Source organism: Amycolatopsis jejuensis, assembly GCF_000717335.1.
Classification (GTDB): domain Bacteria; phylum Actinomycetota; class Actinomycetes; order Mycobacteriales; family Pseudonocardiaceae; genus Amycolatopsis; species Amycolatopsis jejuensis.
On the sequence record NZ_JNYZ01000056.1, the window covers coordinates 22,276 to 34,846 of the forward strand.

The window sequence follows — 12,571 nt, forward strand, 5'->3', positions numbered from 1 at the left end:
GGTGGGCTCATGCGTGAGGCCTACCATGTCGAACTCGATCAACTCGCCGAAAACCTGGCCGCGATGTCGGTCCAGGTTGCCGACGCCATGGAGCGGGCGACCAAGGCACTCCTGGAGGTCGACCTCGGCCTCGCCGAACAGGTGATCAGCGACGACGCGAAGGTCGACGACGCGCGCGCCGAATGCGAGGAGCAGGCGTACGCGCTCCTGGCGTTGCAGGCGCCGGTCGCCACCGACCTGCGCACCGTGCTCGCCGCGATCCACGCCGCGGAAAGCCTGGAGCGGATGGGAGATCTCGCGCTGCACGTCGCGAAGGCCGCCCGCCGCCGTCACCCCGACCCGGTGCTGCCGGAGGCCGTGAAGCCGTACTTCTCCGAGATGGGCCGCGCCGCGGTCACGCTCGCGCGCCAGGTCGAGCAGGTGATCCAGACCAAGGACGTGGCCGCCGCCAAGGATCTCGAGGCCGAGGACGACCAGGTCGACGACATCCACCGGCACCTCTTCACCGTGCTGATGGACCGCGAATGGCCGCACGGCGTCGCGTCCGCGGTGGACGTCACACTGCTCGGCCGCTTCTACGAGCGGTACGCCGACCACGCGGTGTCCGTCGCGAAGCGGATGATTTTCGTGGTCACCGGCCGGATGCCGGGCTACGGCCACGACGACGAGGACATCTCGATCTGAGCCACCGAAGCCCGCGACCCGAAGCCGTCACCGCAAGGTGGCGGCTTTTTCATGCCCCGGTACGGCGACGCGGCTGCCATTGCAGTCCGGCCGCGGTGATCATCTCCGGATCCGGCGGCGGCACCGGCAGCACGTCGCCGCGATCGGCCCGCAGCCCGTCGAGGAAAATCGCGAGATACCGCCGCCACCCCTGCGGATCCACGGTGTGCAGGTAGTCGGCGGCCGAGCCGACCATCAAGTGCAGCAACGGAAACTCGGCCGCGGTGAAGTCCTTGCGCAGCTGCCCCGACTCCTGCGCGCGGGCGACGACACGGGAGACCGCGGGCAGCACTTCGGCCCGTATCGCGGCGACGTCGTGTCCGCCGAGCTTGACCGACAGCATCACGTCGTAGAGCCCCCGGTCCGCGGCGAACCGCTCGGCCGCCGCGGTGCAGAACCCGACGAAGCCCTCCCAGGGATCGTCCACCGCGAGCGTATTTTCGGCCAGCTCCAACACGTTCTGGACCCGCTCGGCGAACATCGCGTCGATCAGGTCCTGCTTGCGCGGGAAATGCCGGTAGACCGTGCCGACCCCGAGACCGGCGTGGTGCGCGACGTCGTCCAGCGTCGCCGCGATTCCCTGCTCCGAGAAGACCGCGTCGGCCGACTCCACGATGCGCTTGCGGTTGCGCAGGACGTCCTTGCGCACCGGGCGGGAGTCCGTCATCCGAGCACGGTACCACCAATACGGAGATGGGATGTCCGGATTGCTGGTACGCTAATACGGAGATAACTACTCCGTATTAGCGAGGAGTCCCATGCAGACCGAAGTACTCATCGCCGGTGGCGGCTACGCCGGCCTGTCGACCGCGATGTATCTGGCACAGCACGGAACCCAGGCCCTGCTGGTGGAACGGCACGAGACCACCTCGCCGCATCCGAAGGCCAGCGGCCAGACCTGGCGGGCCATGGAGCTCTACCGCTTCGCGGGCATCGACGAGGAGGTGCGCCGGGCGTCGCTGCGCACCCGGGACGACGTGCTCATCTCGACCGGGACGAGCCTGTCCGGGCCGCTGCACCGGATTTCGAGCCCCGGATACGACCCGGATGTCCGCAAGGCGACCGCGTTGCGCTCGTCACCGGCCGGGCAGGACGCGGTCGAACCCATCCTCGCCCGGCGGGCGGCGGAGCTGGGCGCAGACGTGCGCTTCGGGGTCGAACTGGTGTCCTTCGACCAGGACGACGACGGCGTGCGCGCGCTGATCCGCGACCGGAGCACCGGGGTGGAAACCCAGGTACAGGCCGGTTACCTCGTTGCCGCAGACGGAGCCCGCAGTCCGATCAGGACCCGGCTCGGCATCCCGTTCGACGGGGAAGGCGGCCTGCACCACATGATCGGGGCGGTCTTCGACGCCGATCCGATCGAAGCTCTGCCGCACCACGAGTACCACATCTGCTTTCTGCAGAACGGTGAACTCTCCGGGATGGTGACCAACTCGGAGCGGCCGGGCCGGTACATTCTCGGCCTCACTTACGATCCGGCGCGCGGCGAATCCCCGGACGACTTCACCACGCAGCGGATCACGGACGTCATCCGCGAGCTCACCGGCCGGACCGCGGACATCGTCGGCATCGCGCCGTGGGAAATCGCCGCGAAAGTCGCCAGGACCTTCCGCGACAAGAGGATCTTCCTGACCGGCGATGCCGCAAAGGTCGCGCCACCGAGCGGAGGCCAGGGCGGGAACACCGCGGTCGGCGACGGCAACAACCTCGCCTGGAAACTGTCCGCCGTGCTGCGCGGCGAGGCCGGAGAAGAACTGCTGGACACCTATGAGGTCGAACGCCGTCCGATTGCCGAGGCAGTGGTCGACCTGTCGATGCGCAACCTCTCCGTGCTGACCGACCCCGTCGCCGGATTCGCCGAACTGACTGCGTCGGCGGCCGCGATCAAGCTCGTGCTGGGGTTCCAGTACCGCTCGAGCGCGGTGTCCAATGAGGACGACGACCTCTCGCTCACCGAGGATCCCGGCACCCCGAGCGGGCGACCGGGATTCCGCGCCCCGGATCAAACCGGGCAGATTTCGCATCTCCTCGGAAACGGCTGGATCCTGCTCGGCCGTACGGGAAACTGGGCGTCGGCCGCCGAGGACTGCGGGATCACCTTCCGCCTGCTGCCGGACCTCGATGCCGCCTACCGGCAAGCCACCCTCGTCCGCCCGGACGGCATCGTCGCCTGGCGCAGCGATTCGCCGCACGGCAAGGCAGCGGAACTACGAGCGGTCCTCGACCGGCTGCTGAGCCGCACATGAAAACGGCCGCCCTGGCAACGGAAACCAGGGCGGCCGTCGAGCGATCAGCCGAAGCGGCCGGAAATGTAGTCCTCGGTCGCCTTCTCGTCCGGGTTCGAGAAGATCTTCTCCGTGTCGTTCAGCTCGATCAGCCGTCCCGGCTGGCCGACACCGGCGAGGTTGAAGAACGCCGTCTGGTCGGAAACCCGGGCGGCCTGCTGCATGTTGTGCGTCACGATGACGATCGTGTATTCCTTCTTGAGCTCGCCGATCAGGTCCTCGATCGCGAGCGTCGAGATCGGGTCGAGCGCCGAGCACGGCTCGTCCATCAGCAGCACGTCCGGCTGCACCGCGATGGCGCGGGCAATGCACAGCCGCTGCTGCTGCCCGCCGGACAGGCCGCCGCCCGGCTTGTTCATCCGGTCCTTGACCTCGTTCCACAGGTTCGCCCCCCGCAGTGCACGCTCGGCGATCTCGTCGAGCTGCTTGCGGTTCTTGGTGCCGCCAAGGCGAAGCCCGGCCACCACATTGTCCTTGATGGACATCGTCGGGAACGGGTTCGGCCGCTGGAACACCATGCCGATCGTGCGGCGCACCTGCACCGGGTCCACCGCGGACGCGTAGATGTCCTCACCGTCCAGCAGCACCTGACCGTCGACCCGGGCGCCGGGGATGACCTCGTGCATCCGGTTCAGCGTGCGCAGCACGGTCGACTTGCCACACCCCGACGGCCCGATGAACGCGGTCACGTTCCGCGGCGGGACGTTCAGCGTGACGCTGTCCACGGCGTGGAACTTGCCGTAGTAGATGTCCAGGTCCTTGACGTCGATTCGCTTGGCCATGACTCACTTCTTCTTCGGGGCGACGAGGCGGGAAAAGACCGTGGCGAGCAGGTTGATCACGGCGATGATGAGCACCAGGGTGAGCGCGGCACCCCAGATCCGGTCGAAGCCGACACTGCCGGGGTCCATCGAGTTGGTGGCGCGTTCGTTGTTCATCACCAGCGGCAGCGACGCCTGTTCCCCGCTGAAGATGTTCCAGTTGGTGTAGGCCGAATAACCGACCAGCACCAGCAGCGGGGCCGTTTCGCCCATCACGCGGGCGAGCGCCATCATGATGCCGGCGATGATGCCGGACAGCGCCGTCGGCAGCACGATCTTCATGATCGTCTTCCACTTCGGCACGCCCAGCGCGTACGACGCTTCACGCAGGTCGTCCGGCACGATCCGCAGCATCTCCTCCGACGATCGCACGACCACCGGAATCATCAGCAGCACCAAGGCAAGCGACACCGCGAACCCGCTGCGCGGCAGGCCGAGCGTGGTCACCCACAGCGCGTAGATGAAGAGCGCGGCCACAATGGACGGCACACCGGAGAGGATGTCCACCATGAAAGTGGTTGCCCTGGCGAGCTTTCCGCGGCCGTACTCCACGAGGTAGATCGCCACCAGCATGCCGATCGGCACCGCGATCACCGCGCACACCAGGCCCTGCAGCAAGGTGCCGACGATCGCGTGCAGCACGCCGCCGCCGACCTCGTCCGACAGCACCGAACCGAAGTCCTGGCCCCACCAGTTGCTGAACGGGATCCGCTTGATCCCGTTGGCGATCACCGTGTACAGCACCCACACCAGCGGGACCACGGCGACGAGGAACGAGAGCCACACCAGCGCGGTGGCGACCCCGTTCTTGACCTTGCGGCCGACGCTCACCTGCTGGAAAGCAGGTGTGACAGCGGGCCGTTCGAGGGTGGTCGACATCGTCACTCCCCCTTCTTGCCGACGATCGAGCGGGCGGCGAAGTTGACCAGGAACGTCAGGACGAAGAGCACCAGACCGGCCGCGATGTACGCACCGGCGGACGTCGCGTTGTTGAACTCGCTGTAGTTCGCGGCGATCTTCGACGCGAACGTCGAGCCACCGTCGAACAGGCTCCAGTTGAAGTCCCGGCCCTGCGGGATCAGCAGGATCACCGCCAGTGCAATCGTTTCCCCGAGCGCCCGGCCGAGACCGAGCATCGACGCCCCGACGTAACCGGCCTTGCCGAACGGCAGCACCGTGGTGCGGATGACCTCCCAGCGGGTGGCGCCGAGCGCGAGCGCGCCCTCGATCTGCGCGGTCGGTGTGCGCTCGAAGACCTCGCGCGAGAGCGACGTGATGATCGGCAGGATCATCACCGCCAGCACGATGCCCGCGGTGAAGATCGTGCCGCGCACGTTGGGTGCGATGTTGCCCGGCGCGAAGAACGGGATCCACGAGAACGTGCTGTTCACCCATTGCGAGAACGGCTCGATCACCGGGGCGAACACGAGGATGCCCCACAGGCCGAAGATGATCGACGGCACCGCGGCGAGCAGGTCCACGATGTAGGCGAACGGCCGGGCCAGCCTCGACGGCGCGTACTGGGTCAGGAAGAGCGCGATACCCAGGGAAATCGGCATCGCGACGATCAGCGCGACCAGCGAGGTGGCGACCGTGACCTCGGCGAGGTCGGCGATGCCGAACGACATGTTCGCCGGGTCGTTGGTGGACCACCCGTGGTTGAAGAGGAAGTTGACCTTGTCCGCACGCAACGCCGGGATGGCCTGGATGACCAGGAAGATCCCGATCAGGCCGATCAGGGCGACGATGAAGAGCCCGGCCCCGGTGGTCAGGTTCTTGAAGATGCGGTCACCGGCCCGCACCTTCGTCGGCTTGGTGCTCGCGGGCGGCGCGTCCGGCGCCGGCGCGGATGGCTTGTCCGAAATCGGATCCTCCGGGAACGCTCGGGCGGACGACGAACGCCCACCGGGGTCGCCGGTGGGCGTTCGCGTCGAGGATGGCTCGCTCATCGACAGTTCTCTGTCCAGCCTTTGTACTACTCAGGAGTGGGTCAGGAAATTGCCTTGACGGCGGTCAGCACCTTGTCCTGCAGGCTCTGCGGGATCGGCACGTAGCCCTTCGCCGACAGCGGCTGCTGGCCTTCGGTGGCCGAAACGGTCAGGAACGCCTTGATCGCCTTGGCGACGTCCGGGTTCGAGTACTTCGAGCAGACGAGCTCGTACGTGGTGAGCAGCAGCGGGTAGGCACCCGGCACGTTGCTCGAGTAGATGGCGTTGAGGTCGAGCGCGAGGTCGTTGGACCCCTCGTGCGCGAACTTGGCCGCGTCGAGCGACTTCGCCACGTTCTCCGCGGACAGCGCGACGCCGCCGGAACCGCTGTCGATCAGCGCCGCGGTGACGCCGTCCTTCGCGAACGCGCCCTCCACGTAGGTGATGGCACCGTCCTGCGACTTGACCGTGCTGGCAACGCCGTTCGAACCCTGCGCACCGTTGCCGACGCCGCCGTTGAACTTCTTGCCCGCACCCTGGGTCCACACGTCCTTCGCGGCGGCACCGAGGTACTTCTGGAAGTTGTCGGTGGTGCCCGACTCGTCGGAGCGCGAGACGACCTGGATCGGCTTGTCCGGCAGGCTCAAGCTCTCGTTGCCCTTGACCGCCTTGATGGCCGGGTCGTTCCAGTTCTTGATGCCGCCGTTGAAGATCTTCGCGACGACCTGCGGGGTCAGCGTGAGCTTGTCGACGCCGGAGAGGTGGTAGCCGACCGCGACCGGGCCGACGACCAGCGGGATGTTCCACGCCGGGGCGCCGCAGCGCTTGGTCGCGGCCTCGAGGTCGGCGTCCTTGGCGGGCGAGTCCGTGCCGCCGAAGTCGGCCTGGCTGGCGTTGAACTGCGCGATGCCCTTGCCGGAGCCGCTGGCCGTGTAGTTGACCTGCTGGCCCTGGCACTTCTTGCCGTACTGCTGCTTGAAGATCTCGACAGCGTTGTTCTGCGCGGTCGAGCCCTCACCGGACAGCGGGCTCTTGCCACCGCAGTCGACCTGAGCGGTTCCGGTGGCGGCGGGAGCGGACGAGTTCGAGCCGGAGCCGCTGTTCGCCGCGGGGTCGGAGCCACAAGCGGCGAGCACCAGGGCTGCACTCGCCACGATGCCCACGGCACCCAGGGGCCGCATGATCTTCACTGCATTTCCTCCACTCGGAGACGTGCTTTAGGAAATCCGGTCCGGATCGGCGGCCGTTCAGCCGCACCGGAAACGGACACTAGGCAGCCACGGTGGACGGGTGCCCTTGGTCGAGTGAACGGAAGGTGAACAAGTCACAGTTTGTGAGCAGGACCTCTCCCCCGAACGAGTGTCGTGGCCGGGCCGTGACCTGCTAGTACGCAGAAAGTGACATGGCCCGCCGAAACCACTGTTGGTGATCACGCACCGTACTGAACGTCGGTCTCGAAACGGTCGAACCCCAGCTTGGTGTACACCGCCAGTGCCGGCGCGTTATCGCCTTCGACGTACAGGATCACCCGCAGTAGCCCCCGGGACCGCAGGTAGCGCAGGCCGGCGAGGGTCAAAGCCTTCCCCAGGCCACTACCCTGAGTAGCCGGATCCACGCCGACGACGTAGACCTCCCCGACCGGGTCACCGTCGAACCGCCCGGGAACCGGGTCGTGCACCTTCGTCCAGTGGAAGCCGACGACCTCGCCGCGGTCGTTCTCCGCGAGGAAGAACCCGGCCGGGTCGAACCACGCCTGCCGTTCCTCTTCCCGTACCTCGGCCACGGTGAGCGCGCCCTGTTCCGGATGCCAGTCGAACGCCCGCGCGTTGACCGCGACCATCGCGTCCTCGTCCTGGCCGGGCACGAACGTCCGCAGCCGGAAACCGTTGTGCAGCACGGGCTCCGGCCAATCCGCCCGGTCGGCGTCGGCGTGCAGGACCAGGAGTTCGCGCCGGCGAGCGAGACCGAGCTTCCCCGCGATTGCGGCCGCACCGGGGTGGTCGCCGTGCGCCCACACCCGGAACCCGGCCGCCGCTCGCTCGGTCAGCGCCTGCGCGAGCGCGGTACCCACGCCGTGGCGCCGGTGCGCCGGGTGCACGAGAAGTTCCGCGACCTGGTGCCCATGGGAATCGCCGTCGACATCGAGGTGGACGTACCCGGCGGGAACGCCGTCATGGCGGGCGAGCAGATGCAGACCGCCGTCGAACTCATGCGGCAGCGGACCGGTCGCGTCGACCTCCGGCCGTCCGTCCTCGGTCTTCACCGCCAGCAGTACTTCGCGCACTGCCGGGTCGGGGTTCGCAGTCCATTTACCCAGGTCGATCGCCACAACCCGACCCTACCGGCCTTCAGCGGGAGGTGAGCTCCGAAGCATCGTCGGGAACCGCGATCGCGGGCTTCGCCGCGCCCTTCGCGGGCCGCTCGAACTTGTAGCCGACGTTCCGCACGGTGCCGATCATCTGCTCGTGCTCCGGGCCGAGCTTCGCGCGCAGGCGCCGGACGTGCACGTCGACCGTGCGGGTGCCGCCGAAGAAGTCGTACCCCCAGACCTCCTGCAGCAGCTGCGCGCGGGTGAACACCCGGCCGGCGTGCTGGGCGAGGTACTTGAGGAGCTCGAATTCCTTGTACGTGAGCTCGAGCGTGCGACGGCGCAGCCGCGCGGTGTACGTGGCCTCGTCGATGACCAGGTCGCCCACGCGCAGTTCGGCGTCAACCTGCATCCCGGCGCCGTCACGGGTGGTGGCCAGCCGCAGCCGCGCGTCGACCTCGGCCGGGCCCGCGGTGGGCAGCAGGATGTCGTCGGTCCGCCATTCGGCGCTCACCGCGACCAGACCGCCTTCGCCGACGACCGCGATCACCGGGGTACCCGTCTCGTCCTCGGCGCCCTTGAGCAGGCGGCACAGGCTCTTCGCCGAGGCGAGATCGCTGCGCGCGTCGAGGAGGATGACGTCGCGGTGACCGGCGTCGAGAAGGGCCGTCACCTCCGGCGCCCGGACGCGTACGGTGTGCGGCAGCAGGTCCAGCGCGGGCAGCACGGAGGTGGCGTCCGGTTCCGCCGTGAGCACCAGAAGGTCCAAGCTCATGAGCCGCACCGCCTTCACAGATTGTCGCCTCGAACGTGGCGTCGGTCGGTGCTGAGTGAGAATAGCGGGTGAACACGTCCGTACCTAGCTCGTGCTGGATCGATCACACCTGGGCGAACAGCCCGGACGTGACCCGGCCCACGACGATTTCCACCCGAACAGGAGAACCGAGGCGATGGTGAGCAGGCCCGTGACGCGGGACGACCGACCGGCCCCGCGACCGGACAGCGGACGTCGCGGAAAGCGCGTGCGGCGGTGGCTCATCGTGCTGGGAGTGCTGGTGATCCTGCTGGTCGGCGCGGATTTCGGAGCGGCGGCGTTCGCCGAGCACACGATCTCGCAGAAGGCGCGCACCCAGCTCGGGCTGAGCGACGATCCGTCGGTCAGCATCCACGGGTTCCCGTTCACCGTGCAGGCACTCTCCGGTGACTACAGTCACATCAGCGTTTCGGCGGACGGCGTCCCGGTCGGCAGTGAGCTGCGCGACCTGCGGGTGAGCGCCGAACTGGAGGACGTCAAGGCGCCGCTGTCGGACCTCACGTCGGGTAACACGAAGGCCGTCAAGATCGGCAAGCTCACCGGCGCGGTCACGATCAAGGCGTCCGACCTCGCGCGCGTCTCGCCGCTCAACAAGATCCAGAACCTCAAGATCGACCAGTCCACCCAGGCGTACGTCAAGTACGGCGACACCGACGAGGGCAAGCAGCCGGACCCCACGCCGACCAACGCCGACGGCGAACCGGCCGACAGCAACACCGCGGGCCTGCGCATCTCCGGCGACGTGCAGGTGGCCGGGCAGAAGGTGGAGATCTTCTGCTTCGCGCTGATCCAGCTCAAGGACAAGACGATCTCGATCGTTCCGCACCGGCTGCAGTTCGGGAATGATCAGAGCACCACGGTCGTTCCGGAAGCAGTGCAAAAGGCGTTGCTGCCGAACTTCCGCGCCAGCGTCGACACGAGCAGGCTGCCGCTGTCGGTCACCCCGACCGCGGTCCGCGTGGACAACGGCTCGGTGACGATCAAGGGCGAGGCCCGCGATGTGAACTTCTCGGACCTCTCGACCACGAAGGGATGACCCGCCGGTGACCGGAGCATGGGTGCTGCTCGCGACGCTGGTCGTCGCGGTCGCCGCGGGGTTGCTGCTGCGGGCGCGCAACGGCCGGATCCGCGCGGCCAAGCCGTCCGCCGCCACCCGCCCGCTGCCCGCTCCGGTCGCCGAAGCGCTCGATCCCGAATCCGCCGTCACGCTGGTGCAGATCTCCACCACGTTCTGCACGCCGTGCCGGCACGCGCGGGCGATCCTGTCGTCGCTCGCGGAGAAGACCGACGGCCTGCACCACGTCGACCTGGACGTCACCGAGCGGCCCGAGGTGGCGCAGGCCCTGTCGGTGCTCAGCACGCCCACCACGCTGGCGCTGGACGCCGAGGGCCGGGAACTGCTGCGCATCGGTGGCGTGCCCAAGGGCGCTGAGCTGCTGGAAGCGCTCCGCCCGCACCTCGCCGTGGCCCGCTGAACCGCCCCAATGTGGCATTGGGTGCATCTGACGCACCCAATGCCACATTCGCTGCGTCGCATGCACCCAATGCCACATTGGGGTGAGGTTGGCGACCCGGTTGATTCTCACCATCCGGAACTCGTCCCAAGGTATGAACGGTGTTCCCAGCCTGAGGGAGCACTGGGTACCCTGCCACCTGTGGACGAGCTGCCCATCACCCTCCTGACGCAGCGCCGCGCAGTCGACCTGTGCCGCGTGCGCAGCAGCTTGTGTCTGCGTTCCACCGGCCGGCGCTGAAGCACGTCCCCGGCCTTTTCGTTCCACGGTCTTCGCCGCGTGCTGCCCGCACGCCATCCCCGGAGCACGAGCAGGAGGAACCATGTCCGCCGGACCGGCTGTCGACCCGCGGGGTCCCAGGTTCGCCGCGATCCTGACCGCGGTGGTGCTTGCCGTCGTGCTCGTCACGCAGTGGTGGCCGCTGCTGGCACTGCAGACGGTGGTCTTCGCGATCGGTGCGTTCATCGGGCTCAAGCCGGCGCCGTACTCGGTGCTGTACCGCCTGCTGGTCGCGCCGCGGCTCGGGCCGCCGACCGAACGCGAGGACGCCGCCCCGCTGCGGTTCGCGCAGGCCGTCGGGTTCGTGTTCGCGCTCGTCGGCACGGTCGGGTTCGCCACCGGGGTCACGCCGCTCGGCATCATCGCGACCGCGTTCGCGCTCTTCGCCGCCTTCCTGAACGCGGCGTTCAACTACTGCCTCGGGTGCCAGGTGTACCTGCTGATCAAGCGTTTCAGCCCAGCACGGGTGTCCTCGTAGTAACCGATCGAGAAAGAGAGTCCGCTCCATGAGCCGAGAAGACGTCCTGGTCACCACCCAGTGGGCCGAGGAAAACCTGGACACCCCGGGCGTGGTGTTCGCCGAGGTCGACGAGGACACGACCGCCTACGACAACGGGCACATCCGCGGCGCGGTGAAGCTCGACTGGCGCAAGGACCTCCAGGACGGGGTCCGCCGCGACTTCGTCAACAAGGAAGGCTTCGAGAAGCTGCTGTCCGAGAAGGGCATCTCGAACGACGACCGCGTAATCCTCTACGGCGGCAACAACAACTGGTTCGCCGCGTACGCGTACTGGTACTTCAAGCTGTACGGCCACGAGAACGTCCAGCTGCTCGACGGCGGCCGCAAGAAGTGGGAACTCGACGGCCGCGAGCTGAACTCCGACGACGTCAAGCGCGACGCCACGGACTACCAGGCCAAGGACCAGAACCTGTCGCTGCGCGCGTTCCGCGACGAGGTCGTCCAGTCGATCGGCGCGAAGAACTACATCGACGTGCGCTCGCCGGACGAGTTCTCCGGCAAGCTGCTCGCCCCGGCGCACCTGCCGCAGGAGCAATCCCAGGTACCGGGCCACATCCCGGGCGCGCTGAACGTGCCGTGGGCGAAGGTCGCCAACGAGGACGGCACCTTCAAGTCCGAGCAGGAGATCAAGGACCTGTACTCCGAGGCAGGCTTCGAGGAGGGCAAGGCGACCATCGCGTACTGCCGCATCGGCGAGCGTTCGTCGATCGCCTGGTTCGCCCTGCACGAGCTGCTCGGCCAGACGGACGTGAAGAACTACGACGGTTCGTGGACCGAATACGGCTCGCTGGTGGGCGTGCCGGTCGAGTTGGGAGCAAAGTGATGGCAGACGGCTGCAGCGCACCGGCACAGGTCGCAACACCGGCAGACTTCGACACCAACGGCCAGGTCGTACTGGCCGGCAAGGTCACCGGCACCGAAGGCCCGGTAGGCGGCGCATTCGTCCGCCTGCTGGACGGCGGCGGCGACTTCGCCGGCGAGGTAGTGTCCTCCGCCGACGGCGACTTCCGCTTCTACGCCGCCGAAGGCACCTGGACGATCCGCGCCCTGCACCGCTCCGGCAACGGCGAGGCAAGCGTCAACGCAGCCGGCCCAGGCCTACACCAACTGGCGATCTCCGTCGCCTAAGCCACACATTCCGTGAAGGGAACCATGAGGGAATCTAATTCCCTGATGGTTCCCTTCACAGCTTTCACCCCCCACCCACCCCACCGCAGCCGACGCACCCTCCGGGACCGGGCACCCAGCCCCCGCCCTGCACCCCGATCCGAAGCCCGCACACGGTCTGAATGGCTTGTCAAGGCATCTTTCCCGCCTTGACAAGCCATTCAGACCGTCGTGACAATCCAGCTTCGGGGTGCCCCCAACGCAACAGT

15 protein-coding genes are annotated in these 12,571 nt (G+C 67.8%); 8 read left to right on the forward strand and 7 right to left on the reverse strand.

The genetic code is table 11. From position 1 onward, the window contains the following. Nucleotides 1-9: 9 nt before the first annotated feature. The gene (gene phoU / locus OO71_RS44320) at nucleotides 10-684 is read left to right on the forward strand and encodes a phosphate signaling complex protein PhoU (protein ID WP_033296119.1); all 675 of its coding nucleotides are present in this window, start codon (nucleotides 10-12) and stop codon (nucleotides 682-684) included. 49 nt (nucleotides 685-733) lie between these two features. Here phoU and OO71_RS44325 read toward each other — a convergent pair whose 3' ends face one another. Continuing rightward, nucleotides 734-1,390, reverse strand: a complete 657-nt coding sequence (locus OO71_RS44325) for a TetR/AcrR family transcriptional regulator (protein WP_033296120.1) — start codon at nucleotides 1,388-1,390, stop codon at nucleotides 734-736. 91 nt (nucleotides 1,391-1,481) lie between these two features. On the opposite strand from OO71_RS44325, the gene OO71_RS44330 reads away from it, so the two are divergent. Further along, the gene (locus tag OO71_RS44330) at nucleotides 1,482-2,972 is read left to right on the forward strand and encodes an FAD-dependent oxidoreductase (RefSeq protein ID WP_033296121.1); all 1,491 of its coding nucleotides are present in this window, start codon (nucleotides 1,482-1,484) and stop codon (nucleotides 2,970-2,972) included. A 44-nt stretch (nucleotides 2,973-3,016) separates the two neighbouring features. Here OO71_RS44330 and pstB read toward each other — a convergent pair whose 3' ends face one another. The 6 genes from pstB to OO71_RS44360 form a co-directional block, all read right to left on the reverse strand. Then, nucleotides 3,017-3,793, reverse strand: coding sequence for a phosphate ABC transporter ATP-binding protein PstB (pstB, locus tag OO71_RS44335; protein WP_033296122.1), 777 nt, complete (start codon nucleotides 3,791-3,793; stop codon nucleotides 3,017-3,019). Nucleotides 3,794-3,796: 3 nt separating this feature from the next. Continuing rightward, nucleotides 3,797-4,711: a phosphate ABC transporter permease PstA gene (pstA, locus tag OO71_RS44340; RefSeq protein ID WP_033296123.1), complete on the reverse strand. Its 915-nt coding sequence runs from the start codon at nucleotides 4,709-4,711 to the stop codon at nucleotides 3,797-3,799. A gap of 2 nt (nucleotides 4,712-4,713) precedes the next feature. Continuing rightward, nucleotides 4,714-5,634 (reverse strand): phosphate ABC transporter permease subunit PstC, encoded by a 921-nt coding sequence (gene pstC / locus OO71_RS44345; RefSeq protein ID WP_033296136.1) that lies wholly within the window; start codon nucleotides 5,632-5,634, stop codon nucleotides 4,714-4,716. A gap of 188 nt (nucleotides 5,635-5,822) precedes the next feature. Beyond that, nucleotides 5,823-6,950: a phosphate ABC transporter substrate-binding protein PstS gene (gene pstS, locus OO71_RS44350; protein WP_033296124.1), complete on the reverse strand. Its 1,128-nt coding sequence runs from the start codon at nucleotides 6,948-6,950 to the stop codon at nucleotides 5,823-5,825. Nucleotides 6,951-7,189: 239 nt separating this feature from the next. Next, nucleotides 7,190-8,089, reverse strand: coding sequence for a mycothiol synthase (gene mshD, locus OO71_RS44355; RefSeq protein ID WP_051793173.1), 900 nt, complete (start codon nucleotides 8,087-8,089; stop codon nucleotides 7,190-7,192). A gap of 19 nt (nucleotides 8,090-8,108) precedes the next feature. Then, nucleotides 8,109-8,843, reverse strand: coding sequence for a winged helix-turn-helix transcriptional regulator (locus OO71_RS44360; protein WP_033296138.1), 735 nt, complete (start codon nucleotides 8,841-8,843; stop codon nucleotides 8,109-8,111). Between the two features lie 175 nt (nucleotides 8,844-9,018). On the opposite strand from OO71_RS44360, the gene OO71_RS44365 reads away from it, so the two are divergent. The 6 genes from OO71_RS44365 to OO71_RS44385 all read left to right on the forward strand — a co-directional run bounded on the left by OO71_RS44365 (nucleotide 9,019) and on the right by OO71_RS44385 (nucleotide 12,323). Beyond that, the gene (locus OO71_RS44365; RefSeq protein ID WP_162186186.1) at nucleotides 9,019-9,918 is read left to right on the forward strand and encodes an LmeA family phospholipid-binding protein; all 900 of its coding nucleotides are present in this window, start codon (nucleotides 9,019-9,021) and stop codon (nucleotides 9,916-9,918) included. 7 nt (nucleotides 9,919-9,925) lie between these two features. Continuing rightward, on the forward strand, nucleotides 9,926-10,357 hold the full coding sequence (locus tag OO71_RS44370) for a TlpA family protein disulfide reductase (RefSeq protein WP_033296126.1): 432 nt from the start codon (nucleotides 9,926-9,928) through the stop codon (nucleotides 10,355-10,357). A 180-nt stretch (nucleotides 10,358-10,537) separates the two neighbouring features. Next, nucleotides 10,538-10,636, forward strand: coding sequence for a putative leader peptide (locus OO71_RS53175; RefSeq protein WP_342669992.1), 99 nt, complete (start codon nucleotides 10,538-10,540; stop codon nucleotides 10,634-10,636). An 82-nt stretch (nucleotides 10,637-10,718) separates the two neighbouring features. Beyond that, complete coding sequence (locus OO71_RS44375) at nucleotides 10,719-11,153, forward strand: DUF4395 domain-containing protein (protein ID WP_033296127.1); 435 nt, start codon at nucleotides 10,719-10,721, stop codon at nucleotides 11,151-11,153. A 28-nt stretch (nucleotides 11,154-11,181) separates the two neighbouring features. After that, nucleotides 11,182-12,018 carry a sulfurtransferase gene (locus OO71_RS44380; protein WP_033296128.1) on the forward strand — a complete coding sequence of 279 codons (837 nt, stop codon included), beginning with the start codon at nucleotides 11,182-11,184 and terminating at the stop codon, nucleotides 12,016-12,018. Continuing rightward, nucleotides 12,018-12,323, forward strand: a complete 306-nt coding sequence (locus tag OO71_RS44385) for a DUF1416 domain-containing protein (RefSeq protein ID WP_033296129.1) — start codon at nucleotides 12,018-12,020, stop codon at nucleotides 12,321-12,323. The genes OO71_RS44380 and OO71_RS44385 overlap by 1 nt, the downstream gene beginning before the upstream one ends. Nucleotides 12,324-12,571: the final 248 nt, after the last annotated feature.